Origin of the sequence: Streptomyces sp. NBC_00376 (assembly GCF_036077095.1) — a bacterium.
Lineage (GTDB): Bacteria > Actinomycetota > Actinomycetes > Streptomycetales > Streptomycetaceae > Streptomyces.
Genome location: NZ_CP107960.1, coordinates 444,321 through 468,549, shown reverse-complemented (window position 1 = coordinate 468,549; position 24,229 = coordinate 444,321). Strand labels below are relative to the sequence as shown.

The window sequence follows — 24,229 nt, the reverse complement described above, 5'->3', positions numbered from 1 at the left end:
CTCTCTCCAATCGTTTCAGCTACCGTGCTTTGCCGCCGAAAAGGGTCAAGCTGCTACCCCTTCCGCGCCAGCGCCTCGGGCTGATGGGGGGCGTCTCGCATCTCCGCGGCGGGGTTTCCTCCCCAGCGTGCGTGCGGGGGGACCTCTTCGCCCTTCATCAGGAAGGAGTCGGGTGCGAGCACCGCGCCGACGCCCATCGTCACGCCGTAATGAACGTGCGCTCCCACACCGACGGTGCAGCCGGCATCGAGGGTGCTGCGATCGGATTTGAAGGTGCCGTCCTCCTGCGAGTGGCACTGGATCTTGCTTCCCGCATTGAGCGTGCAGTCGTTTCCGACGGTGGTGAGCGTCCGCTCCGTCATATAACAGCCGTCATCGAAGACCCTGCTGCCGATCCGAACCCCCAGCATTCGCCAGATCACGTTCTTGAAAGGCGTTCCGTTGAAGATGTTGAGGTAGGTGTCGGGCACCTTCCAGAGGCGCTCGTGCCACCAGAAGTAGGGCTCGTAGATGGAGCACACCTGCGGTTGCAGCCTGCGGAATGCTGCGATGCCGCGCTCCACCAGTACGAAGTAGACAGCGGTGAATCCGAGGCTGAACACCAGGAACGCGGCGATCATCACATGCCCGTAGGAGCCGTACAGTTCAGCGTTCGCCAGGCCGAAAATCGTGAGCACGAAGAAGTGCAGCCACCGCACGAGGAGGAAGAAGATCATCGAGCGGATGTTGTAGCGATTCTTCGCAGCGAGGCTGCGGCGCAACTCGTCGCCGGTGCGCAGATGGTCGAACCGGGAATCGCGCTCGACCGACCGGGGAATCTCGAAGCACGGCGAGCCGAGCAGTCCCACCCCTTCGCGCACCTCGCCTTCGAGCGGAACCATCACCTTCGTCGCGAGGAGACAGTTCTCACCCGTTCTGGCCCCCGAGGGATAGGCGATGTTGTTCCCGAGGAAGTTGTATGACCCGATCGAGGCCCGGGACACCCGGAAGGACGTGCTCGAATAGTCGGCGTTGATGACGGAGAGCCCGTCGGCGACCATCGTCCCGCTCCCGACCGAGCACAGAAACGGGGTCTCGTGCTGCACTTCTGTGCCGAAGTTCGACCCGGTCTGCTCGACCTGGGACAAGTCGTATCCGATGCCGCGCAAGTAGTGGACGATGTAGGAGCTGTCACCGAACAGCCATGTGAAGAACTTGATGTTGGTCATGCGCCCGATCGTCCGGTGCACCGAGTAGTGAAGCCCGTACAGCGGATAGACCTTGTCCGGCTCGACGACCAGGTTCAGCAGGCGCGGAACGGTGAACATCACTGCCATGCCCACGACGACGAAGCCGAAGAACAGCAGCAGGGAAAGGACCAGCGCGTCGACGTAGAGATCCGGCGACGTGAGCCCGCCCGTGCCCGGCCCCAGCCGGTCGTGCAGCGCCGGAACCAGGGTTACCAGCATGTACGCGCCCCCGACGGTCAGTGGCACGTAGAGGAAGAGCAACTGAAGCACGGTGATGAGACCGAAGCCGACCCGGCGCAGCGTGCCGCATTCGGCCGGCTCGATCCTCAGGTAGTCATGCTGTGTGGGCTGTGCCGGGGACCCGTGCCAGCGCTGACCGCCCGGGACCGCCTGGCCGCTGTACAGCGTGGACGTGTGGCCGAGCTGAGCCCCGTCGCCCATCGACACGTCGATGTCGAGCACGGTCTTCTCGCCGATGAACACGTCCCGGCCCAGGGTGACCCGGCCGGTCTGGATACGGCCGGCGTGCGCCCGGTAGCACAGGAAGAACGAGTCCTTGCGGATCACCGTGCCGGCGCCGACGGTGAGCAGGTCGGGGCAGACCGGAACGTTGCGGGAGAGGATCGTGACGCCTTTGCCGATCCGTGCGCCCAGCGCTCGCAGGTACAGCACGTACAAGGGATTGCCGACGAAGAAGATCATCGGGTTGGCGTGGATCAGCACCTTGACGGTCCAGAAGCGCAGATAGGTCAGACCCCAGACCGGGAACTCGCGTGGTTTGCACCGGCCGATGAGGAGCCATTTGGCCGCAACGGGGAAGGTGCACAGAGCGACGAAGCCGACGCCTCCGAAGACGAAGGACCGCAGATAGACATCGATGACACCCGATCCGGCGGAAACCCATGCATAGCCTCGGTCGGCGACAAGTCCGGCAAGGAAGGAGTACCCCAGGAAAAGCAGGAACTGCAGGATTCCGCAGAGGACGTATCCTGCCGTGCGGGCCGGGGCCACCACCCCGGTCGGCACCGGGACCGAAGGCTCGACGGGTGCGGCATTCGCGAGCCCCGTCGCCAGGCTGCGGATCGTCGGGTACCGGTAGATGTCCTTCATCGACGCCGAGGGAAGGTCTGCATGCTTCCTGACCCGTGCACAGAAATGAGCCATTACCAATGAGTTGGCGCCGAGGTCATCGAAGAAATGGCTGTCGACAGACACCCATTCGACGCACATGACGTCAGCCAGCACTTCGGCGAGGTTCTTCTCGATGCCGGTCTCCGGGCCGGTGTACTTGCGTGTACCGATTGCGGATTCATCCGACCCGGGAGTCAAGACGTCGAGGGGTTGATCCTCCATGCGAGCTCCTTGAGGAACTTTCGAGTACCGACGTCATTACGGTCGGCGCCCTGTACTCGCGGTTTCGATGGCCGGAGCGAGTGGTCCGGAATCCACGAGATCGGGATCTGTTGTCCGTATCCCAAACCGCTGCCTCAGTCTTAGCTGTCCACCGTCGGGCTGCCACTCGAACTCGGTCGCCTCGGTGCGGCAGTAGCTGTCCCGGTTCACTCCTCGTCCGTGATCCTGCCTGGCGGGACGGCGGTGATATGCACATGCGTTTCGACGTGCTGCATGCGAGTGATGCGTACCCGCGTATGTAGCGGAACACGGTCGGGATTCCGACGCCGAACCCCTCAGCCGGCCGGGCGTACGTATCACAGCAGCGCAGATGGGCCAGTGCCAGCAGGGCTTGCCGACCAATCGGCAGGCGGCGCCACCGTGCCCCGGTCACTTGCCGCCGGGCGACGAGTTGCCTGCTCGGGTACTTCTGGGTACAGCCCTCACTCATCTCTGGTGCCAGGTCGGAAAGGGCTCGGTGACGACATCCGGGGTGTCGCAGCTGCCGGGCGGCGGGGCGACGCCCGAGAAGTTCGCAGGTGGTCGCGTGTGGCACACACGGCCGCAACCGTCTGGTGTCACTCCATCAGCGAGATACGCCCGCCCGCCGGCAGAGTGATCGTGGTCATGCTCCGAGACCTTTCACCCACTGGTGTCATAGTGCGGCTGACGCATCAGGAAGCGATCGTGCAGGGCGGACTCGGTGCACGCCTCACACGCCGGTGACGTGCTCAGTGGCCCCGGAGCGGGCGGACCCGGCAAACGCCTGGTCATCGCGGCTTCCGGACAGCGGGCGAAGGATCTGCGGTCCGGCCTGCTACCAGCCCGGACCGCAGTCGACGGACCACCGCTGCAGCCACACGTCCCCTCCCTGTACCAGCGGTGTTCGTCAACATGCTGCGCGAGCACATCGACCGGTTCGGCATTGCGCCGGATGGCCGGCTCCTCAGAGGCGAGGCCGGTGGCCATGTCGATACCACTGCTCCCGGGATACGCGCACTGTGGGCCGAGCATCCGATCCTCGTGGTGCGGCACGTCTCTTCGGGGACCGGGACCAGGGCCGGGGCCGGGACCAGGACCGACGGTTCGGCCGGGAGGTCATCCGGTGGGCGCCGGCCGGTGGTGCGCCAGGGCCCGCGCCACCAGGGCGTCGGGCTCGGGGTGTGCCTGCAACGCCTTCAGGATCAGCAGCCACCACCGGTGAAGCCGGTCGGAGAGGTCCTCGTGCTCCGCCATCTCCTCGGTGAGGTCGTACAGCCCGAAGAACGTGCACACCAAGGTCGTGGCGGTGCTCGACGGCTCGACGTCGTCAGCGAGTTCGCCCTCGTCGCGTGCCTCGGTCAGAAGGCGCGTGACGGCAGCCGTCCAGACGGCGAAGGGAGTGGGTATGGCGACGTCGATGGTGCGGCGCTCAGCCCACAGACGCGCGCCGGCCCGGGTCATGACGTCGTCGCGCAGTGCCTTGACGATATCGAAGCTGAGGGCGACCAGCTTCTCCAGCGGCGGTACGCCGGGGGCGGCATAGCGGTCAGCCAACAACGGCCAGGATGCGAACTGTTCGCGTACGACCGCCAGTGCGAGTCTCTCCTTGCTGGAGTAGTGGAAGTAGACGGCTCCGCTGGTGCGCCCAGAAAGTTCGCTGATCTCATTGATGCTTGTCCGTGCGTACCCTTGTTCAACGAAAAGGTGTGCCGCGGCTTCCAGTAGAGACTTTCGGGTCGCGCGCGCCCTGTCTTGCACGTGTGTTCTACCTTCGTTCGTCTGTGCCCATATTTTGATCCGGGAAAGTAGTGCGCCGTGGCGCACTGACGGCGCTTCATGCCATTAATGCGTGGAGATTATTATTGTCCTTGGGCCGTAATTGGGTACGGCCCATGGCGGAAATTCGCGCTTCGTCGGTGCTGTCGAGCGCGGTCGCCGGTCTGTGGGGGTTCGGCATCTTCAGTCAAATGCCCTTGATTTCAGTGGAGTTGAGGGACGAGAGGCTTCGTTCGCCCGTTGCTGGATGTCGCGCACGCTTCGCGAGTACTCGGTGGTGAGCGTTCCGTCAAACACTCGAAATGATGATTGCGGCCTCTCGTCCGGGAAAATAACGTAGTCATCACGATGTTTCTGGGTTCTTCCGGAGAAGATCGGGCGATGCCCACCTCTGTAGGACCCGGAAGCGAAGCATCAGCCTTCACGCGTGGTCGAGCAGGACTCGTTCGACAGCGCACCTTCTGCGGCCGAGCGGGCCTCTCCGCAGCCCCCTGCTTGTAACTGCGAGCACCGACGCAGTGGGGCGGCGCGCTCTTCGAGAACGGCAGGCAAATGACAACTCGTCACATCTTCACTTGGTCCCCGGCCGCCATCGTCTTCGACTGTGACGGAACCCTCGTGGATACCGAACGGCACTGGCAGGACGCGCGTAGCCGGGTCTTCGGAGAGTTCGGGCTGAAGCCCCGCCCCGGCTTCGCCGAGCGGGCCAAGGGCGTGCACTACACCGAGTGCGGCCACCTCATGGCCGGAGAGGCCGGGAAGCCGCAACTCGCCGACGACATGACGCATGCGCTTCTGAGACACTTCAAGGCGCTCGTTGCCGAAGACCCCGTGACCATGCCGGGTGCGGCGGCATTGGTCCGCCTCGCCGCCCGCCACATCCCGCTCGCGGTCGCCAGCAACTGCCCGTTGGACGTGGTCGAGTCCACCCTCGCCCGAGTCGGCCTCCTCGGCCACTTCGACCATGTCGTTGTCGCGGGCGATGGACTGCTGCCGAAACCCCATCCGGACGTCTACGCCACCGCGGTCCGCCTGTGCAACGTGCGGCCGGAGGACGCGATGGCTGTGGAGGACTCGATCACCGGCATCGAGTCGGCCCGGAGAGCAGGCATGCGCGTGCTCGGCGTGGGGCCTCGGCCGGCCGAAGAGGGGGCTGACCAGGCCGACCTGTGGCTGCGCACTCTGGCCGATCCAGAACTCCAGGCATGGGCCCATGCCTGGGCGGATGAGACCGCCTGAGGCTTGTCCCGTACTGATCTCCAGGCTGACGCAACTGCCCACCGGCCACACAGCGGAGCTGACGGTCCACCGCCGGCGTCGCGACTCAAGAGCGGTGTCATCAACGTCCTGCCCTCCTGCACGTGGCACTCCAGTCGGACTTGCTCAATTGCGCTGGTCAACGACTTGGGTGTGGAGAGTGCAGCGGGCTGGAACGGGGGTGGGCGGTCTCTGTCGGGCCGTCCCGCGAACAGGAGACCGCGCTGCTCGTACCGGACGGCGTGGCAGTCGCCGGGCTCGACCAGGACGTGGGCGGACGGTGATTCGCGGCACCCTTTCGGGTGCGCAGGGCGACTCCTGCGCAGGGTTGCCTGGAGGGTAACGGAGCCTCCAGGCATCCGAGTTCATCTTCTAGAAGAACCCAAGCTTCTTCGGGCTGTATGAACAAAGAATGTTCTTCGTCTGCTGATAGTGCTCCAGCATCATCTTGTGGTTCTCGCGGCCGATCCCGGACTGCTTGTAGCCACCGAAGGCCGCGTGTGCCGGGTACGCGTGGTAGCAGTTCGTCCAGACCCGGCCGGCCTGGATGGCGCGGCCCGCCCGGTACGCGGTGTTCATGTCGCGAGTCCACACACCGGCCCCCAGGCCGTACAGCGTGTCGTTCGCGGTCCCGATCGCGTCGTCGAAGTCGGAGAAGGACGTGACCGCCACGACCGGGCCGAAGATCTCCTCCTGGAAGACCCGCATCCGGTTGTCGCCCTCGAAGATGGTGGGCTGGATGTAGAAGCCGCCCGCGAGCTCCCCGTCGTATTCGATCCGCTCACCGCCCGTGAGGACCTTCGCGCCCTCCTGCCGGCCGATGTCCAGGTACGAGAGGATCTTCTTCAGCTGCTCGTCGGAGGCCTGTGCGCCGATCATCGTGTCCGTGTCCAGCGGGTGCCCGGGCACGATCCGTTCGGTGCGGGCGATGCCCGCTTCCAGGAATTCGCCGTACACCCCGCGCTGGATGAGGGCTCGCGACGGACAGGTACAGACCTCCCCCTGGTTGAGGGCGAACATGGTGAAGCCTTCGAGGGCCTTGTCGCGGAAGTCGTCGTCCGCGTTCCACACGTCGTCGAAGAAGATGTTGGGGGACTTGCCGCCGAGCTCCAGGGTCACCGGCCGGAGGTTCTCGGAGGCGTACTGCATGATCAGCCGCCCCGTCGTGGTCTCACCGGTGAAGGCGACCTTCGCGACCCGCGGGCTGGAGGCGAGCGGTTTGCCTGCCTCCGTTCCGAAGCCGTTCACGATGTTGACGACGCCAGGCGGCAGCAGGTCGGCGACCAGCTTCAGCCATACGTGGATGGAGGCCGGGGTCTGTTCGGCCGGCTTCAGGACCACCGAGTTGCCTGCCGCGAGCGCCGGAGCCAGCTTCCACGTGGCCATCAGGATCGGGAAGTTCCACGGGATGATCTGCGCGACGACGCCGAGCGGCTCATGGAAGTGGTACGCGACCGTGTCTTCGTCGATCTCGCTCAGCGAACCCTCCTGGGCACGCAACGCACCGGCGAAGTAGCGGAAGTGGTCGATGGCGAGGGGGATGTCGGCGGCCAGGGTCTCGCGCACCGGCTTGCCGTTGTCCCAGCTCTCGGCGACCGCGAGCTCCTCCAGATGGGCCTCCATCCGGTCGGCGATCCTGTTGAGCAGCCCCGCACGGTCGCCGGCCGCCGTGGCTCCCCAGGCGGGCGCCGCGGCGTGTGCCGCGTCCAGGGCCAGTTCGACGTCCTCGGCCGTGCCGCGGGCGATCTCGGTGAAGGAGCGGCCGTCGACGGGGCTGGGGTTCTCGAAGTACTGACCACGGACGGGCGGTACGTAGGCGCCGCCGATCCAGTGGTCGTAGCGGGACTCGTACGAGACGATGGCGCCCTCGGTACCCGGCGCGGCGTAGCGGGTCATCTCTGTGGCCTCCCGGTCCGGTGCCGCCCGCCATCGGGCGGCCCTCGGCGCGAGGGTAGACAGCGGTACGTTGCAATCCCGTTGCACAGGGTGCGCGGGGCAGCGGCTACCGCTGCTCGGCGTCCAGCGCCCGGACCCTGGCGAGGAGGGCCGGGCGCTGCCCGGCGGGAACGGCCGCGGCGAGCGCTTCCCACACCGGGAGGTCGTCCTCGCCCCAGGGGCTGTACGCCCAGTCGGCCAGCAGCGCGGGGTCACCGCGTGCGATGAGCGCCGCCCGCAACTGCTCATCGAGCCGGCGCCGCAGCCGGACGACGGAAGGCGCCCGCGAGCCCGGCAGCAGCGGACCCGCGTACGCCGCGAGCGCCGCGGCCACCGCACCCGACGCCAGCCGGCGCGCCACCGTGTCGAAGTCCGCGTCGACCGGGGCCGAGAGCCGGTACGGGCGGGAGAGGAGGAGCTCCGGACCGAGCAGCCGCCGCAGCCTGGACAGTTCGGCCCGCAGCGTCACCGGGGTCACCGACTCGTCCTCGTACAGCTCGACGAGCAGTTCGTCGCCGCCGAGGCCCTCGGGGCGGCGGGCCAGCGTAGCCAGGATCTCGCTGTGCCGTCTGCCGAGCCGGATCCTGCGGCCTCCCGTCACCAGCAGCGCCTCGTCCCGGCCGAGTGCGCTGAGCCGCACGGTCCCGACGGCCGGTGCGGGGGCAAGCAGCGCGAGGTGCGACTCGGCGGCGCGGGCCACCGCCTGTACGAACGCCAGACTGTGCGGATGCGCAAGCCGGTTCCCGCCGGTGATGTCCACGGCACCCAGCACCCGTCCGGTGTGCGGGTCGTGCAGCGGTGCCGCCGCGCAGGTCCACTGCTGGACCGGCCGCAGGAAGTGCTCGGCGGCGAAGACCTGCACCGGACGGTCCACGGCGATGGCAGTACCCGGCGCGTTCGTCCCGGCCGCCGACTCGGACCAGCGGGCACCCTCCACGAAGTTCATCCGGCCGGCGGCCCGCCGGGTCACCGCAGGTCCTTCGACCCACAGCAGTCTGCCGTGCTCGTCGCACACGGCCAGGAGATGCTCCCCGTCCGTCGCGTAGGCGCCCATCAGTTCACGGATCACCGGCATGGCCCGGGCCAGCGGATGGCCGTCCCGGTACGGTCCGAGGTCGTCGGGGCCCAGTTCGACCACGGCCGCACCGTCCGGGCTGACCCTGGCCCGCGCCGAACGCCGCCACGACTCACCGACGACCGGACGGACCGGCCGCTCCAGCCGGCCCGCCGAGGTGAACACTTCGTGTGCGCGGCGCAGCTGGCCGATCCGCGCACCCGGGTCCGTATCGGCTGCCAGCGCCACCCAGGGATCCGTCACCTCACCCTCCCGTCCAGGGGCTTCCCGCACACCCATCGTCGTCGCAGCCGGCCGCTGCGACAACCGCGGTGAAGAGAACGATCGGCCCGGGTGGCGAAGGCGGGTCAGCCCGCCGAGTACAGATTGACGAGCCGGATGTACCGCACCCAGTCCCAGTTCGGGCCGGGATCGGTGTGGTCGGTGCCGGGGACCTGGGCGTGGGCGAGGATGTGCGCGCGGTCCTTGGGGATGTTGTAGCGGTCGCACACCGAGGCTGTCAGCAGCGCGGACTTCTCGTACATGGCGTTGGTGAAGTACGAGGGCTTGTCCACCCAGCCCTCGTGCTCGATCCCGATGCTCCGCGTGTTGTAGTCCCAGTTGCCCGCATGCCAGGCGATGTTCTTCTCCCGGACGCACTGGGCGACATAGCCGTCGGCCGAACGCACCAGATAGTGCGCGGATACCTGCTTCGCAGGATTCTGGAAGATCCCGATCGTGTCCGGGTACGTCTCCTGTGTCACATGGATGATCACGTACTGGACCGGATAGGCCGAAGGGCGGCTCGACACCGTGTAGTTGGAGGTGGAGGCGGGCGTCCAGTGGGCGAGCGGATAGTCCGTGTCGCCCGCGGTCGTGTCGGCCATGGCGCGGGTGGAGGCCGGGATCAGGGCGGCGGCCGCCGTCGCGGCGGCACCCTGGAGGATCCTTCTGCGGTGCATGAACACTCCTGTGTGTGTGGGGGAAGAGGGGCGGGGGTGTGAGGAAGGACGGGGAGGTGTGGGTGGTCAGGGGCTGGCCAGCAGGGTCGCGGTCTCCCGCAGATGGCGGTGGAGACCGCGGTGGGGGTCGCCCGCGGGCAGCCATTCCTTGCGGATCTTCGCCACGCAGGTGTAGTTGGTGTCGCACACATTGGCCAGCGGGGCCTCACCGGCCTGGCTGACCAGCTGGTAGGCGTCGAGCTCCGACAGGCCGTAGTCGCGCGCGAGCCACTGCACCAGGTCCAACTGGGAGATCCGGAAGGCGTCTTCGAGCGGGCGGGCGGAGCCGGTCGACATCAGGTGGGTGTCGGACTCGATGCGCGGCCACGGCGTCGTGACCCCCTTCAGCAGCTCGACGAGCACCACGGTGTTCATCGCGCACTCCACGGCGACCCCGCAGGTCTCGCCCTCGCCCTGACGGGCATGGCCGTCGCCCAGGCTGAGCAGCGCCCCCTCGACGTTCACGCCCAGGTAGCAGGTGACGCCCGCTCGCATCTCCGGCGTGTCCATGTTCCCGCCGTGCGCGTCCGGGACCAGCGCGGACCGTACCTCCAGGTTGGCCGGGGCCACCCCGACCGTGCCGTGCATCGGGTCCATCGGCAGTTCCACCTGGATGCCGCTGTCCCGGGCGCTGAACAGACAGGTGCGGCGCGCCCGGTCGAGCTGCCACATCCACACCACCTCGGGCAGCGGCGCCTGCAAGGACGCGGTGGTGTGGGTGGAGGTGAGCGCCCCGAAGAGCGGCACGGTTGTCGAAGCCGCCCAGTCCCTGGCCGGTTCGACGGAGACGAAGTGCACCGCGACGGTGTCGCCGGGCTCCGCGCCCACCACATGGAAGGGGCCGGTCTGCGGGTTCAGAAAGGGGAACTCGCAGACCTCGGAGACCAGATCCTTCTCGGAGCGGACCCGCCCGGCGAAGCAGTCCTCCGTGTACACGTCGAGGAACGTCCCCGGCTCGATGCGGGCGACCGGAGCCGCTCCACCGAAGGTCCAGGCATACTCGCCCTCTTTGGGGCGGACGGTCAGGATGCGGGGGTCGTTCATGGCTGTACTGCTCCTGTCTCTGCTTCCGTCCCGGCTTCTGCGGCCGGCGCCGGGGTGTCGTCGAGATGGACCCGTCCGGTCTGTGCCACCCGCTCCGGATGCCTGCGCAGCAGCACCACGAGGACAACGATCCCGATCAGCATCCAGACACCGACGACCGGACCGGCGTACGAGACGGGCGCGCTGAGTTCGGAGACGAAGTCGAACGCCGGGATCCCGGCGGCCGTCAGCAGGGCGGGGACGAACGCCGCGATGCCCAGTACCGGGAACAGCAGGTGGAGCACGGGGTTGAAGGCGTCGCGACGTCGTCGCAGGAAGTACCCGGCGCAGGACAGATTCACGATGATGTACACACCGATGATCACCGTGACGATCACGGTGGCCAGCAGCGTGAACGCGGTCACCGGGTCATAGGCGAGACCCAGTCCGAGCGCCGCGCCGACCGCGATCACGAACTGCACGGCCACGCCGATGACGGGGGACCGGAACCGCGGGTGGAGCCTCGCGAACGCCTGCGGGAACACGCCGATACGGCCGAGGGCGAACGCCGTCCGGGTCGACACGTTGGCACACGCGTTGGCGTTGGCCACGGTCGAGTTGACCACGGCGAGGAAGAGCAGCACCCAGAACAGCCCGAACGAGGCGCGGGCCACGCCTTCCCACGAGGCCGCCCCCGATCCGCCGAATCCGGCGAACCTGTCGGGCCCGAAGTACACCGACATCGCATACGTGGTCAGGACGTACACCAGGCCGATGGAGAGCGCCGCACCGAGCACCGCACGCCGCATCGTGCGCCGGGGATTCCGGGCCTCCTCGGCGAGCGGCGCCGCCGCCTCGAAGCCCGCGAAGGCGAGCACGGCGTAGACCGAACCGGCGAAGATCCCGCTGATGCCGCCGTATCCGTCGGCGGTGTGCGAACTACCGAAAACCGAAAGGGTGTTGTCCGCACCGGCCTGCCCGATGAGCAGCACGGCGAAGGCGACGAAGACGAGCACCTCGAAGATGCCGAGCACGGTGCCGAACCGGGCGGAGGCCCGTACGCCGTAATACCCGGCGAGCGCGATGATCACCGTACCGAGCAGCGACCAAGGCCACCACAGGTCCGCCGGGTAGGACGACCACTCCTGGTGCAGCGTCCCCGCCGTCGTGAAGCCGAGCTGGAGCAGCAGCAGCGCGGGGACCAGTGCTTCGACGAAGACATATCCCCAGCCGACGAGGAACCCGATGGCCGGGTGCAGCCCCTGCGCGGAGTAGGTGGCGACGGAACCGGCGGCCGGCAGCCGGCGGGCCAGTTCGGCGACGCACGAGGCGGTGAGCAGGCAGGCGACCAGGGCCACCAGCACGGACAGCGGCAGACTGCCGCCCGCGAAGGCGGCCCCGGCCGGAATCGACGCGGCGATGGCCGCGGCGGGCGCCATCGCCGTGACGCTCTGGAACAGGACCTCGCGCAGCCCGATGGCGTCGCGCAGGAGTCCGCTGTCCGATTCCCCCGACATCCCGCGGCTCCCTTGTGCGGCCGAGTGTCTCGCGCGCCCTACCGTACGGGCGCCGCGCGGGTGGCGAAAGACGGCGGGGCGGAAATGGCCTCTGTGGACCGGGGAGAGCGCCGGACGTCGAAATCGGTACGGGCGCGGCCACTTGGGACCAGTGGCCGCGCCGGGGGATGGGGAGTGTGGAGTGAAGTCCGTTAAGGAGATGAGGTGTTGACGATCCCAGCCCTCGGCGGGCAGGTGCAGCGCAGGGACGGGCTGCGGCGGAAGCGCGTGTGCGCGGGTCAGCCGTGCAGCAGGCGGGTCCGTACGCGGGCGTGCGCGGTCAGCCGTGCAGCGGGCGGGCGAGCTTCAGCTCAGTCACCGACGTCTCGATGCCGCTGTCGACCAGCCGGCCGTTCGCGTCGAACGCCTCGGCGCCGTCGGTCATCCCGAAGTCGTTGTCGTTGATGAGTACGAGCGTGTCCCGGCCAGTCACCGCAACTCCTTCGATCTTCCCGGGCACGCCCGCGACCTTGCCCAGGTCGACGACCAGGCTCTTGCGGAGCACCGGCACGCCCGATGCCGAGGGTTCGGTGAGTTCCTCGTACGAGGGAGACGTCGTCGGGTCGTCCCAGGAGGATCCCAGGATTCCGGAGCCGTGCGGGAGCGTCACCCGGTGCAGTCGGGCCGCCTTGTCCGTGCGCTCCTCGACCAGCAGCTCGTGCCGGCCGAGCGCGACGACCGAGGAGATCTTCAGCTCCGAGGTGTCGTCCTCGCCCGGATCCACGACATCCACCGCGTCGAACCGGTAGGCGTACTCCGCGGTGACCGCGCGCTTCTTCGTCGAGAAGCGCAGCAGCCGCACATTGCGCGAGGCCTCGCCCGCGTCCTGGTCGGGCAGCGAGAGCGGGCTCTGCACAGCGAGCACCAGATCGCCGCCCGGCAGGAGGGCCAGCCCCTCGAAACCGCGGTTGATCTTGCGGTGCAGAAGAACGCCGGGCAGCGCCTCCACCACCGGATAGTCGGCGCCCGTCAGCCCGAGACCCTCCGGCACGTAGCGGGCGAGCACCCGGCCGCGCGTGGAGACGTGCACCAGGGAGGGGCCGTACTCGTCGACGAGCCAGAAACTGCCGTCGGTGGCACGGACGATGCCCTCGGTGTCCAGGCCGTTCGGGTCGTACCCGAGCGGCGTCTTCGCGTCGTAGGTGTACGGGGCCTCGTCACGGCCCGGCTGGTTCGGCAGACCCGTGACCGCGGCTCCGGACCGGGTGGTGATCGGGATGGCCTGGAGGACCTCGACGCGCTTCCCGCTGACCCGCACCTTGACGATCGCCGGGTCGAAACCGGGAACCGGGAAGGTGCGCCGCTTCTTCCCGTCGACCTTGATCTGCCCGTTGGGCCCGCGGTCGGTGACGGTCCAGAACTCGCCCCGGCGGCCCGCCGGATAGATGTCGCTGCCGATGCCGCCGAGCCGCACCCCCCGGTCGTCCGCGACCGTTCCCGGCAGCAGCCGGTTGCTGAAGCCGGCCAGCGGAACGTCGCCGAGCACGGCGGTCCCGGTGACCCGCGCCGTGCGCTCCGGACGCTGGTGCCGGTCCTGCGCGCCGATTGCCGTTCCCGTCGCGATCACCGTACCGAGCAGGGCGAGCGGCAGGCCGACGGCAAGGGAACGACGGACAACGCGCGCGGACATGGGGCCTCCTGGTGCATGAAAAGCTCTGACGGCCGTCAGGTTCCGCCCTCGCTCTCAACGCGCGGTGACGTCCAGTTGAACGCACGGGCAGAACGTGGCGACGGGAGGGGGCGGGGGCGGAGCGGAGACTCCGTCGCCCCGCTCCGCACCCTCCCCCTCCCGTTGCCGATCGGCCTCGCCGGCCGTACGAGCGGGGCTCAGTCCTCCGAAGTGCCCGAGCCCGCCAGCGCGGCCGCCGGGTCGTCGTCCGCCGGACCGGCCGGGACCCAGCGCCCGCCCTCCTTCCGGTACGGCCACCAGCGCCCGTCGCGTCCGTACCGGAGCTGCGCGCCACCGGCCACCGCGGTCCACCGATTGCCCGCCGACCGCAGCCGGGGCCGCTCACCCTCCTCCCACGCCTCGGCGAGCCGGGCCCGCGCCCTGGCCAGGTGCTCCGGATCGGGTGTCCACTCCTCTTCGAGCACGGTCAGCGCCGCCACCCCGCCGTACCGCCAGGCCCGCACCGCCGCGTCGAGCTCCGCCCCGCGCCGCCCCGAACCGGCCGCCAGCCGCTTCACGATCCAGGGCTCGGGCCGGGTCTCCGCGGCCAGTCGCACGGCATCCTGATGCGGGGTCAGCCCGGTCGGCAGCGGCTGCTGTTCATGGCCGGGCGAGAGCGCGTCGGCCAGCATCCGGTGGGCGCGTGCCGCACCGTCCGTCGCCAGCACCTCCAGTGCCGCCGGGTCGATACCGGCCTGTGGTTCGGACTCCGTGTCCAGGGACGGCGCCGATCCTGGCTCCGCGGGCAGCGGCGGGGGATCGGGCAACGGGGGCAGGATGTCCCGTGCGGCGAACGCCTCGTCCGCCCGTACACCCCGCTCGTCGGCCTTCGCCGCAGCAGCCTCCGTCCTGTCGGCCGGACCGGACGCCCCGTGCCCCTCGGCGCGGGCCGCTATCCGGACCTGGAGCTCGTCCAGCAGCCGCCGCTCACCGCGCCCCCGCATCAGCAGCAGAACGAACGGGTCCTGATCCAGCAGCCGCGCCACCTGATAGCACAGCGCAGCCGTGTGCGGACAGTGGTCCCACGCGTCACAGGTGCACTCCGGGTCCAGATCGCCGATCCCGGGCAGCAGCTCCACCCCGGCCGCCGCCGCGTCCTCCACCAGGTGCGGCGGCATCTCCCGGTCCAGCAGCGCCGCGATGTGCCCGGCCCGCTCGACGGCCATCTCGAGGAACCGCTCCCAGTCCGCCTCGCTCAACTCCTGGAGCAGCACATCGCTGCGGTACGTGGACGAGTCCCCGTCGCGGACCACCGCGGTGATCCGGCCGGGCCGCACGGAGACCGCACCGACCCGGCCCTCGCGGGCGAACCTGCGCCCCTTCTTCAGCTGCTGGCCGTCCAGCGCGGTGTCCTCCAGGGCCTTCAGCCACGCCTGGCCCCACCAGGACCCGGCGAAGCCGCGGCCGTGCGCGGGCGGCAGCGCGGCGAAGGTCCGTTCCTGACCCGGAGCGGCGTCACCCCGGCTGGCGCTCTCGTACGCGCCACCGTCGTAGCGGTAGCCGTCGTGTCCGTCGCTCATCGTGTGCCCCCTCGCAGCTCCACCAGATCGGTCAGTTCCGCATCGGTCAGTTCGGTCAGCGCCGCCTCGCCGGAGCCGAGCACCGCGTCCGCGAGCCCCTGCTTGCGGGACAGCATGCCGGCGATCCGGTCCTCGATGGTGCCCTCGGCGATCAGCCTGTGCACCTGCACCGGCTGGGTCTGGCCGATCCGGTACGCGCGGTCGGTGGCCTGAGCCTCGACCGCCGGGTTCCACCAGCGGTCGAAGTGCACGACATGACCGGCCCGGGTGAGGTTGAGACCCGTACCGGCCGCCTTCAACGACAGCAGGAACACTGGGGCTTCGCCCGCCTGGAAGCGGTTGACCATCGCCTCGCGCTCCGCGACGGGCGTCCCGCCGTGCAGGAACTGCGTGCGCACCCCGCGTGCCGCCAGGTGCTGTTCGAGCAGCCGGGCCATCTGCACGTACTGGGTGAAAACCAGCACGCTCGCCTCCTCCGCCAGGATCGTGTCGAGCAGTTCGTCCAGCAGCTCGACCTTTCCCGAACGGTCCGCGATCCGGGGCTCGTTCTCCTTCAGGTACTGCGCAGGGTGGTTGCAGATCTGCTTCAGCGCCGTCAGCAGTTTGACGACGAGACCGCGTCGGGCGAAGCCGTCGGCGCCGGAGATCGCTTCCAGCGTCTCGCGCACCACCGCTTCGTACAGACCGGTCTGTTCCGCCGTCAGAGACACCGTGCGGTCCGTCTCGGTCTTCGGCGGCAGCTCCGGTGCGATACCCGGATCGCATTTGCGCCGTCGCAGCAGGAACGGCCGCACCAGCGCGGCGAGCCGCTCGGCGGCCGCCGGATCACCGCCTTCCGCGGTGCGCGCGTAGCGGGTACGGAAGGTGCCGAGCCGTCCCAGCAGACCGGGCGTCGTCCAGTCGAGGATCGCCCACAGCTCGGAGAGGTTGTTCTCCACCGGAGTGCCGGTGAGCGCCACCCTGGCCTGCCCGCCGATCGTCCGCAGCTGCTTGGCCGTTGCCGAGTACGGGTTCTTCACGTGCTGGGCCTCGTCGGCGACCACCAGACCCCACCGGATGCCGGCGAGCTTCGCCGCGTCGAGCCGCATGGTGCCGTACGTGGTGAGCACGAACTCGCCGTCGGCCAGTTCGGCGAGGCTGCGCGATCCGCCGTGGAAGCGGCGTACCGGCGTGCCCGGCGCGAACTTCTCGATCTCCCGCTGCCAGTTCCCCATGAGGGAAGTCGGACAGACCACCAGCGTCGGCCCGGCGGCCGATTCGATGCTCTGGCGGTGCAGATGCAGCGCGATCAGCGTGATGGTCTTGCCGAGACCCATGTCGTCGGCGAGGCAGCCGCCGAGACCGAGCGAGGTCATGGTGTGCAGCCAGTTCAGACCGCGCAGCTGATAGTCGCGCAAGGTGGCGTCGAGGGCCTCGGGCGGGCCGACCGGATGCGGCTCGCCCTGCTGCCCGGCCGCCTCCGGGTCGGCCAGCCGACGGCGCAACCGCTCCAGCCAGCCGGTGGCCCGGACCTCGACCCGCTGCCCGTCGACCTCGGTGGAACCGGTCAGGGCCGCGCCCAGCGCATCGATCGGTGTGACCTTGCGGTCCCGGGTCTCACGGGCCCGCCGGGCCTCCTCGGGGTCGATCAGCACCCACTGGTCCCGCAGCCGCACCACCGGCCGATTGGCCTCGGCCAGGCGGTCCAGCTCGGCGCGGCTGAGCTTCTGGTCACCCAGCGCGAACCACCAGTCGAACGCCAGTAGCGCATCGGCCGACAGGAGCGGCGGTGCCTCGGAGCCGGTACGCGCGACCCCCTCGCGCCCCTCGTCGTCCTCCTCGCCGTCGGGCGGACCGATCACCGCGCGGGCGGTGAGTTTGCGGGCCAGCTCCTTGGGCCAGTGCACCTGGACCCCGGTCGCGGCCAGTGCCCGTCCGGCGGGGCCGAGGAGTTCGGCGAGTTCGTCGTCGTCCGGCTCGACGGAGTCGGGCACCGCGGCGGACAGCAGCGGAGACAGCGGCGACCAGGCACGAGCCGCCCGGCGCAGCGCCGGCAGGACGTCCATCCGGGCACGTGGTCCGAAAGCTGCCGCGGTGCCCGCGCCGCCCGCCCAGACCTCGGCCGCATCGGCGACCAGCGTCGGATCGCTGACACTGTGGATCTGCAGGACAGTCCGGAAGGAGGGGCCGGCGGACAGCTCGCCCTCCTTGTCCGGAGCGGTGAGCCCGGACGCCTCCACCCGGAGCGAGAGCCGGACGCCCGCGTCGTGCCCGGCCGCGACATCGGTGACCCAGGCCCGGTGGCCGGGCAGCTGCTGCGGTTCATCGACGGTGAAGGCCGGGCCGCCGCCTGCGATCGGTGCGGCGGGGGTGCGGGGCAGACCGTCCGCCACCGCGTCGAGGAACGCGCGCAGCAACCGCTCGGGCTCGGGCAGCAGTACGGGCTCCGCGGCCCCGTCGAGCGGTACCGCGTGGGCGAGGGGCGGCATCGAGGCGGCGAGGGTACGGATCCGTGACTGGTCCTCCGCAGTCAGCGGACCGGCCCGCCAGGCATCGTGATCCGTGACGCTGAGACCAGGCAGCAGCAGGCCCCGGGCGGCGAGTTGGAGAGCGAGGAGGGCGGCCGCACCCCAGAACGCGGCCGCGTCGGAGGCATGCGCCGAGGCCCGCGCACGCGTCAGCACGGGCAGTACGTCGCGGACCGGGAGCAATCGTGCCGGTACGGCGTACACCCGCGCGTCGGCGCCGACGACGGCCAGTTCCTCCACGGATCCGGGACCGTCGGGCGGGCTGCTGCCGTCCGGGTGCCAGAAGGCGACGCGGCCGGTACGGGAGGGATCTCCGGGCAGGAAGACCACGGAGCAGGCGGAGAGTGCGGAGATCTCGGGGAGCGTTGCCGCAGGGAGTCTTTGCACAGTGATGCCGAATTCCTCAAATTTGACTAGTGGGGGGTCGGGTCGCCGAGGGTACCCCACCGATGTCATGAGGCGTGAGCGGATTCTTCATGATCCAGGACACATGTCGATCCGTCGGGATGCCGGGATGACGGGCCAATGCGTCGGCCAGGGGGGGCGTGGTGCACCCCTGGGTGCGGTCAGCACCCCCATCGGGGGAGGGGGTATACCCCCGGAGACCCCGGGTGGTGGCGCCATGGTTGCCGCATACCCGGCCGCCATACGTTTCTACAGGTCAGCGCAGCTTTCCAGAGACCGGAGACGTCATGCCCCAGGCCACAGCCACCGCAGCGGAAGGTACCCGTGACGGTGCGGAAAGCGCGGGAGGTGCCGACGGAGCCGGAGCCGGAGCGAGAGTCGGAGTTGGGACCGGAACCGGCACTGCTCCGGCTCAGGGAAGCGACTTCGCGCCGCTGCTGCGGGCTGTGAAAGGGCAGGGCCTCCTGGAGCGGCGAACCGGGTGGTACGCCGCAGGCATCGTCGTCAATCTGGTCGCCCTGGGCGCCGTGATCACCGGCATGGTCCTCCTCGGCAACACCTGGTGGACCCTGCTCCTCGCACTGCCGCTGGCGATCTTCTGGTCGCGCACCGCGTTCATCGGGCACGATGCCGGGCACGCCCAGATAACCGGCGACCGCGGCGCGGGCCGGGCCATCGGCCTCGTGCACGCCAACCTGCTGCTCGGCATGAACGAGGCGTGGTGGAACGACAAGCACGTACGCCACCACGCCAATCCCAACCACATCGACAAGGACCCGGACGTCGGCGTCGGCGCCCTCGTCTGGACGCAGAAGCAGGCGGCCCAGCGTGAGGGCTTCGCCCGCTGGCTCACCCGAAACCAGGCCCGGCTCTTCTTCCCGATGCTGCTCCTGGAAGGCATCGCGCTGAAGATCTCCGGATTCCAGTACCTGCGACAGCAGCCCGCCCGGGAACGAGCCCTCTCGGCACTGCTCCTGGTCGCCCACCTGGGCCTCTACGCAACGCTGCTGCTCACCGTGTTGTCCCCGGGCAAGGCCATCGTCTTCGCGCTCGTCCACCACGCGCTGTTCGGGCTCCACCTGGGCATGGCCTTCGCGCCGAACCACAAGGGAATGGAGATGCCGGACCCCGACGGCGAACGCTGGGGCCACCTCCAGCGCCAGGTCCTCACCTCGCGCAACGTACGTGGCGGCATCCTCACCGACTGGTTCCTCGGCGGGCTCAACTACCAGATCGAGCACCACCTCTTCCCGAGCATGCCCCGGCCGCACCTGCGCCTGGCGCAGCCCATGGTGCGCGCCCACTGCGAATCACTGGGCATGCCGTACGCGGAGACCGGACTGATCGAGTCCTATCGGCAGGCACTGCACCACATGCACGAGGTCGGCGAGCCCCTGAGGTGAGTTCTTGACCTGCTGGAACCGATGGGCTCGGACATGCGTTCTCACAGCAGGAGCGGCTCCGGGCCGCGAAGGAGGCGTGGACGATGTCGAACAGCGCGAAGATCGCCATCGGGGGAGTGGTCGTAGCGGTCATCCTGATGCCGTTCATCGGTTTCTGGCTGTCGTTGCTTGTCCTGATCGGAGTTCCGGCCGTTGCGTATCTGCTGCTGGACCCCAGCCAGCGACGCAGGCTCCGCAGGATCACCCGCAAGGAAATAGGCCGCTGAGGCGACAGGGCACCGAGGGGTCCGACTGTCGGTGCCCCCGCCGACTCCGCGGAACGGATCTCAGGCCGGCCGTACCGCGAGCGTGTCCAGAGCCTTCAGGAGCTTCGGCAGTTCCGTACCGCGCCCGACCGGCAGCACCTCGCCCGGCTCCTCGTCCAGCAGGATGAACGCGATGTCGTCGGTTCGGGCGACCAGGGACCAGCCGGGGCCATCGGCGCGCAGCATCCGTGCGTCGCCCGTGGCGAAAGAAGAGCGGACGCGGCCGGGTGGCGGCGGAGTGCCGATGTAATCGTGTGCCTGGGCGAGTGCCCGCCGTACACCGGGGTGCACTCCGGATAGCGCGTCCGCGGCGGTGTCGTCGGGCCCGCCGCTCCCGGCTCCGGTTTCGGTCTCAGTGTCCACCTCACCCTGAACCTCTACTTCAGGGTGAGGGTCAGGTTCGGATCCGGGCGCGGATCCGGGCTCGGGTTCGGCGACGGCCTCGGCTCCCGATTCGGCGACGCCTTCGGGTACGGCCTCGGCTCCGGATTCGGCGGCCTCGGCTCCAGGCGTGGGCCCGGTCTTAACCCCGGCCCCGGTCTCGGCCCGCGGGCTCTCCCCGCCCGGCGGGCTGGTGAAGGCCGTCTCGTCATCGATCTGCTCGCGCCACGCGCTCCACTGGTGCGCTATCTCGTCCGCGCCCATGCGTCGCTGGGCCGGTCCCCACGACTCGGTGTCGGGCGGGGTCAGCGGCGCCGGGTCGGTGCCCTCGGCCTCCGGATCCGGCAGCGGATCGTGCGGCGCGGCCACGCCCGGAGCGGCGACCGCCACCGGGAGAGGCCAGCCCGGCAGCGCGCAGACCACCGAACGGTCGTCGGGAGAGAGGTCGTACTCCATGCCGCAGTCCCAGGCCGCGATCGCGACGGCCACCAGCGATACGTCATCGACGACCACGGTCCACCGCGCGCCACTGCCGTCCTGGCCGAGGACCAGCCCGTATCCCTCGGCGTACGGTTCGAGGGCGAGCGTCGCGCAGGCGGCCGGGTAGTCGTCGGCGAGGACGCTCGGGAACTGCGCCGGTGTCAGCAGCACGGCGGTCAGCACATACAGCGCGTCGTCGTCGGCGACCGTGTCGTTCGGCGCAGTCACGGCGCTCTCCTCGTCCCTCGTCGTTGTCCGTCGGCGCACCTTAACGAGTGAGTAACCCACTCGTCGAGGCCCTGACAAGGCAGGATGTCGGTTCCGCGCGCGGCCGGACGGCGTCCGTCATCGGACGGGCAGCCCCAGCAGGGTTCGGGCCACGGTCTGGGGCGATTCGCCGCGCTCGCGGGCCAGCGCGATGACGGCTCGGCAGGCCAGCTCACTGACGCCGAAGGAGAGCGCCTCGGGCGACACCCAGCCGCTCGCCTCGTCCATTCGTGCCTGATCCTCCTCCACGGATGCCGAGACGAAGGTGGCGGCCGCCTCGAAGAGGTTGTGCTGCTTGCGCCGGTCCTCCTTGGAGGGCGTTGCGGGCCAGTCCTCCTTCCGGTCGGAGGTGACGACCTTCCGCAGGCTGCCGATTATGTCGATCATGAGGACCGCCTTCCCGAGGAACTCTGAGTGCGTGACATGCCGTACCTGTTTGCGGTGTTCCCCGTCGACGTAGGGTTGGACCTTCGGCGCCGATGCAAGGGGGCAGTGCGGTGAAGCGGTACGACCGGCTGAAGGAGATCCGGCGTCTCGATCCGGAGCGGGACTTCCTTCGAATCTACCGGATCATGGCAACCTACGAGTTTCCCTGGGACATCACCAGAGCGCTCGAACTGGCTCTCTACCGCACGTACGCCGTACCCAGCATCGGCCGACTGCTGGCTCGGACCGCCGAGCTGACGGACCGTTCACAGAAGCGGTACGACGACACCGCGCTGCTCCTCGACACCGTCCTGGAGCACGGCTTCGACAGCGATCCGGGGCGTACGGCACTCCGCCGGATCAACCAGATGCACCGCAGCTACGACATCAGCAACGACGACATGCGTTATGTGCTGTGCACCTTCGTCGTCACCCCGAAGCGCTGGCTCGACTCCTACGGCTGGCGCCGGCTCTCCGACCACGAACTGCGGGCGTGCGCCGCCTATTACCGGGTCCTGGGTGCGCACATGGGCATCAAGGAACTGCCGCAGACGTACGAGGAGTTCGAGCGCACCCTCGACGCCTATGAGGCCGAACACTTCGGCTGGGACGAAGGGGGACGCCGGGTCTCCGACGCCACCCTGGACCTGATCAGCTCCTGGTATCCCCGCCCGCTGGCCCCCGCCGCGCGAAAGTTCGCCCTCGCACTGCTCGACGACTCGCTGCTGCGCGCCTTCCGGTACGAACGTCCCGGCGCCGCTGCCCGTAATCTCACGCACGGCGCCCTGCGGCTGAGGGCGCGCGCGGTGCGTCTCCTGCCGCCGCGTACCACCCCGCACTACGCCCGGCAGAATCCGGAGATCAAGGGATACCCGGACGGCTACGAGGTCTCCGGGCTGGGGACGTTCCCGGTCCCGGGCGCCGGAGGCTGCCCGATCCCGCACGATCGGCGTTCCGACGCGCCGGTGGAGTGAACACGACGACAGGGGACGGGCAGGTCAGGCCGTCCGGACGGCAAGGGCGAGGAAGCGGTCGTCCTCATCGGTGTACTGATCGAGCCGCCAGCCCGAACGCGTCAGCAGCGGGCGGAGGTTGGGCTCGGCCCGCAGATCGTCGTCCCTGATCCGGCGGCCGTGGCGTGCCGCGAGGGCCGCCCGCCCGATGGGGTGGAAGAGTGCCAGCCGCCCGCCCGGACGCACTACCCGTGCCAGCTCCGCCAGGTCCGGACCGGGGTGCGACAGGTGGGAGATCAGCCCGGCCGCGAACACCGCGTCCAGCGTCCGCGACCTCAGCGGCAGACGGGCGACATCGGCGAGCAGCAGCATCCCTTCGCGGTGCCGCCCCGTCCGTACGGCCGCCTCCAGCATCGCCACCGTCAGGTCCACGCCCACGACCGTGCCCTGCGGCCCGACCGCCGCGCGCAGGGCGGGAAGCGCCCGTCCCGTGCCGCAGCCGGCGTCGAGCACCGCGTCGCCCGGGTGCAGCGAGAGGGCGTCGGAGGCCGCGTCGTAGGCGGGTCCGTCGTCCGGGAAACGGGCGTCCCAGTCCGCCGCGCGCGCTGCGAAGAACTCCTGGACGTGTGTGTGGTCATCGGTCATACAGACATGATCGCGTAGTTGCCGATGGAGTGAAACGGAGCGAAACATCGGGAAATGAGGTGGGCGTTCGAGCCCTGGCCGATCGTTCGGCAACCTCTCTCTGTCATATTCCGGCAGTTTCGAAATGTGCCCCTGGCGCGTGCCCCCATCGCGGCTAGCGTCCCCGATCCATGGGACACCTGGACCACGCCTCCTTCGGCTGGCTGACCCCCGCGCTTTCGTTCGCCATGGCATGCATCGGCGCGGCTCTCGGCCTGAGCTGCACCGTGCGCGCTCTCGACTCGACCGGCCGCTCGCGCCGCAACTGGCTGATCACGGCCGCATCCGCCATCGGCTCCGGCATCTGGACCATGCACTTCATCGCGATGCTCGGATTCGGGGTGAGCGGCACGGACATCCGCTACGACGTACCGCTGACCCTCCTCAGCCTGTTCGGCGCCATGGTGGTGGTCGGCGGCGGTGTCTTCGCCGTCGGCTACGGCCGCGACCGGACCAGGGCGTTGCTGCTCGGCGGGCTCGCCACCGGACTCGGCGTCGCCAGCATGCACTACCTCGGCATGGCGGCACTCCGTCTGCACGGCACGATCCACTACGACCCGCTGCGGGTCGCGCTCTCCGTCGCCATCGCGGTCGCCGCGGCGACCGCGGCGCTGTGGGCCGCGCTCAACATCAAGTCGTCGCGGGCCGTGGCGCCGGCCTCCCTCGTCATGGGCGCCGCGGTCAGCAGCATGCACTACACCGGAATGTTCGCGGTCTCCGTACGGGTCGCACCCTCCGGGGCGGGACTGCCCGGCGCCACCACCATGCAGTTCATCTTTCCCCTCGCCGTGGGACTCGGCTCGTACCTCTTCCTGACCTCGGCATTCGTCGCACTCTCCCCGACGGCCGGGGAGCGCGCCGCCTACGCCTTCGCCGAATGCACCGAAGCACCCGCTGACACGGACCCCGCCGTTGCCCCGCAGGGCTTCACAGGGCGGGGCGCCGCCTTCCGGTCACGGCGCGGCGGCGGCCTCGGGGCCCCCGAGACATCGCCCGCCGCCGTGCCCGTCACCCGCCCCTGAAA

General features: G+C 69.4%; 18 protein-coding genes and 1 pseudogene. 5 read left to right on the top strand and 14 right to left on the bottom strand.

Annotated features, from left to right (window positions below; all coding sequences use genetic code 11):
* Positions 1-53 precede the first annotated feature (53 nt).
* The 3 genes and pseudogenes from OG842_RS02395 to OG842_RS02385 all read right to left on the bottom strand — a co-directional run bounded on the left by OG842_RS02395 (position 54) and on the right by OG842_RS02385 (position 4,361).
* Positions 54-2,582 (bottom strand): Pls/PosA family non-ribosomal peptide synthetase, encoded by a 2,529-nt coding sequence (locus OG842_RS02395; RefSeq protein ID WP_266726984.1) that lies wholly within the window; start codon positions 2,580-2,582, stop codon positions 54-56.
* A 295-nt stretch (positions 2,583-2,877) separates the two neighbouring features.
* A pseudogene (locus OG842_RS02390) lies at positions 2,878-3,072 on the bottom strand (transposase family protein); the annotation flags it as partial.
* 647 nt (positions 3,073-3,719) lie between these two features.
* Positions 3,720-4,361: a ScbR family autoregulator-binding transcription factor gene (locus tag OG842_RS02385; RefSeq protein WP_266726982.1), complete on the bottom strand. Its 642-nt coding sequence runs from the start codon at positions 4,359-4,361 to the stop codon at positions 3,720-3,722.
* Positions 4,362-4,931: 570 nt separating this feature from the next.
* On the opposite strand from OG842_RS02385, the gene OG842_RS02380 reads away from it, so the two are divergent.
* The gene (locus OG842_RS02380) at positions 4,932-5,618 is read left to right on the top strand and encodes an HAD family hydrolase (protein WP_266726980.1); all 687 of its coding nucleotides are present in this window, start codon (positions 4,932-4,934) and stop codon (positions 5,616-5,618) included.
* Between the two features lie 390 nt (positions 5,619-6,008).
* Here OG842_RS02380 and exaC read toward each other — a convergent pair whose 3' ends face one another.
* The 8 genes from exaC to OG842_RS02340 form a co-directional block, all read right to left on the bottom strand.
* Positions 6,009-7,532: an acetaldehyde dehydrogenase ExaC gene (gene exaC, locus OG842_RS02375; RefSeq protein ID WP_266726978.1), complete on the bottom strand. Its 1,524-nt coding sequence runs from the start codon at positions 7,530-7,532 to the stop codon at positions 6,009-6,011.
* A 106-nt stretch (positions 7,533-7,638) separates the two neighbouring features.
* Positions 7,639-8,889: a GAF domain-containing protein gene (locus OG842_RS02370; protein ID WP_266726976.1), complete on the bottom strand. Its 1,251-nt coding sequence runs from the start codon at positions 8,887-8,889 to the stop codon at positions 7,639-7,641.
* A gap of 104 nt (positions 8,890-8,993) precedes the next feature.
* The gene (locus OG842_RS02365) at positions 8,994-9,587 is read right to left on the bottom strand and encodes an N-acetylmuramoyl-L-alanine amidase (protein ID WP_266726974.1); all 594 of its coding nucleotides are present in this window, start codon (positions 9,585-9,587) and stop codon (positions 8,994-8,996) included.
* Between the two features lie 66 nt (positions 9,588-9,653).
* The gene (locus OG842_RS02360) at positions 9,654-10,670 is read right to left on the bottom strand and encodes an acetamidase/formamidase family protein (RefSeq protein ID WP_266726972.1); all 1,017 of its coding nucleotides are present in this window, start codon (positions 10,668-10,670) and stop codon (positions 9,654-9,656) included.
* Positions 10,667-12,166: an APC family permease gene (locus OG842_RS02355; protein WP_266726970.1), complete on the bottom strand. Its 1,500-nt coding sequence runs from the start codon at positions 12,164-12,166 to the stop codon at positions 10,667-10,669. The genes OG842_RS02360 and OG842_RS02355 overlap by 4 nt, the downstream gene beginning before the upstream one ends.
* Positions 12,167-12,485: 319 nt before the next feature.
* Complete coding sequence (locus OG842_RS02350) at positions 12,486-13,835, bottom strand: esterase-like activity of phytase family protein (protein WP_266726968.1); 1,350 nt, start codon at positions 13,833-13,835, stop codon at positions 12,486-12,488.
* A gap of 197 nt (positions 13,836-14,032) precedes the next feature.
* Entirely contained in the window at positions 14,033-15,394 is a 1,362-nt protein-coding gene (locus OG842_RS02345; protein WP_266726966.1) for an SWIM zinc finger family protein, read from the bottom strand.
* Positions 15,391-18,288, bottom strand: a complete 2,898-nt coding sequence (locus OG842_RS02340) for a DEAD/DEAH box helicase (protein WP_266726964.1) — start codon at positions 18,286-18,288, stop codon at positions 15,391-15,393. Before OG842_RS02340 ends, OG842_RS02345 begins: the two co-directional genes overlap by 4 nt.
* A 305-nt stretch (positions 18,289-18,593) precedes the next feature.
* On the opposite strand from OG842_RS02340, the gene OG842_RS02335 reads away from it, so the two are divergent.
* Entirely contained in the window at positions 18,594-19,709 is a 1,116-nt protein-coding gene (locus tag OG842_RS02335; protein ID WP_266726962.1) for a fatty acid desaturase family protein, read from the top strand.
* An 83-nt stretch (positions 19,710-19,792) separates the two neighbouring features.
* Positions 19,793-19,975, top strand: a complete 183-nt coding sequence (locus OG842_RS02330) for a hypothetical protein (protein WP_148832927.1) — start codon at positions 19,793-19,795, stop codon at positions 19,973-19,975.
* 60 nt (positions 19,976-20,035) lie between these two features.
* On the opposite strand, the gene OG842_RS02325 is transcribed toward OG842_RS02330, so the two are convergent.
* Together OG842_RS02325 and OG842_RS02320 are read right to left on the bottom strand one after the other, a co-directional pair.
* Positions 20,036-21,103, bottom strand: a complete 1,068-nt coding sequence (locus tag OG842_RS02325) for a hypothetical protein (RefSeq protein ID WP_266726958.1) — start codon at positions 21,101-21,103, stop codon at positions 20,036-20,038.
* Between the two features lie 117 nt (positions 21,104-21,220).
* Positions 21,221-21,529, bottom strand: a complete 309-nt coding sequence (locus OG842_RS02320) for a hypothetical protein (RefSeq protein ID WP_266726957.1) — start codon at positions 21,527-21,529, stop codon at positions 21,221-21,223.
* A 110-nt stretch (positions 21,530-21,639) separates the two neighbouring features.
* On the opposite strand from OG842_RS02320, the gene OG842_RS02315 reads away from it, so the two are divergent.
* Positions 21,640-22,542: an oxygenase MpaB family protein gene (locus tag OG842_RS02315; protein WP_266726956.1), complete on the top strand. Its 903-nt coding sequence runs from the start codon at positions 21,640-21,642 to the stop codon at positions 22,540-22,542.
* A 24-nt stretch (positions 22,543-22,566) separates the two neighbouring features.
* On the opposite strand, the gene OG842_RS02310 is transcribed toward OG842_RS02315, so the two are convergent.
* Positions 22,567-23,166, bottom strand: a complete 600-nt coding sequence (locus OG842_RS02310; RefSeq protein ID WP_266726954.1) for a class I SAM-dependent methyltransferase — start codon at positions 23,164-23,166, stop codon at positions 22,567-22,569.
* Between the two features lie 170 nt (positions 23,167-23,336).
* Here OG842_RS02310 and OG842_RS02305 point away from each other — a divergent pair, with 170 nt between their 5' ends.
* Positions 23,337-24,227, top strand: a complete 891-nt coding sequence (locus OG842_RS02305; protein ID WP_266726953.1) for an MHYT domain-containing protein — start codon at positions 23,337-23,339, stop codon at positions 24,225-24,227.
* The last annotated feature ends 2 nt before the right edge of the window (positions 24,228-24,229 follow it).

Excerpts from the sequence above, each read along its gene's own strand:
- OG842_RS02345 (WP_266726966.1), bottom strand. The coding sequence starts at position 15,394 with ATGAGCGACGGACACGACGGCTACCGCTACGACGGTGGCGCGTACGAG.
- OG842_RS02350 (WP_266726968.1), bottom strand. The coding sequence starts at position 13,835 with ATGTCCGCGCGCGTTGTCCGTCGTTCCCTTGCCGTCGGCCTGCCGCTC.
- OG842_RS02305 (WP_266726953.1), top strand. The coding sequence starts at position 23,337 with ATGGGACACCTGGACCACGCCTCCTTCGGCTGGCTGACCCCCGCGCTT.
- OG842_RS02395 (WP_266726984.1), bottom strand. The coding sequence starts at position 2,582 with ATGGAGGATCAACCCCTCGACGTCTTGACTCCCGGGTCGGATGAATCC.
- OG842_RS02310 (WP_266726954.1), bottom strand. The coding sequence starts at position 23,166 with ATGACCGATGACCACACACACGTCCAGGAGTTCTTCGCAGCGCGCGCG.
- OG842_RS02365 (WP_266726974.1), bottom strand. The coding sequence starts at position 9,587 with ATGCACCGCAGAAGGATCCTCCAGGGTGCCGCCGCGACGGCGGCCGCC.
- OG842_RS02320 (WP_266726957.1), bottom strand. The coding sequence starts at position 21,529 with ATGATCGACATAATCGGCAGCCTGCGGAAGGTCGTCACCTCCGACCGG.
- exaC (WP_266726978.1), bottom strand. The coding sequence starts at position 7,532 with ATGACCCGCTACGCCGCGCCGGGTACCGAGGGCGCCATCGTCTCGTAC.
- OG842_RS02355 (WP_266726970.1), bottom strand. The coding sequence starts at position 12,166 with ATGTCGGGGGAATCGGACAGCGGACTCCTGCGCGACGCCATCGGGCTG.
- OG842_RS02330 (WP_148832927.1), top strand. The coding sequence starts at position 19,793 with ATGTCGAACAGCGCGAAGATCGCCATCGGGGGAGTGGTCGTAGCGGTC.
- OG842_RS02360 (WP_266726972.1), bottom strand. The coding sequence starts at position 10,670 with ATGAACGACCCCCGCATCCTGACCGTCCGCCCCAAAGAGGGCGAGTAT.
- OG842_RS02380 (WP_266726980.1), top strand. The coding sequence starts at position 4,932 with ATGACAACTCGTCACATCTTCACTTGGTCCCCGGCCGCCATCGTCTTC.
- OG842_RS02335 (WP_266726962.1), top strand. The coding sequence starts at position 18,594 with ATGCCCCAGGCCACAGCCACCGCAGCGGAAGGTACCCGTGACGGTGCG.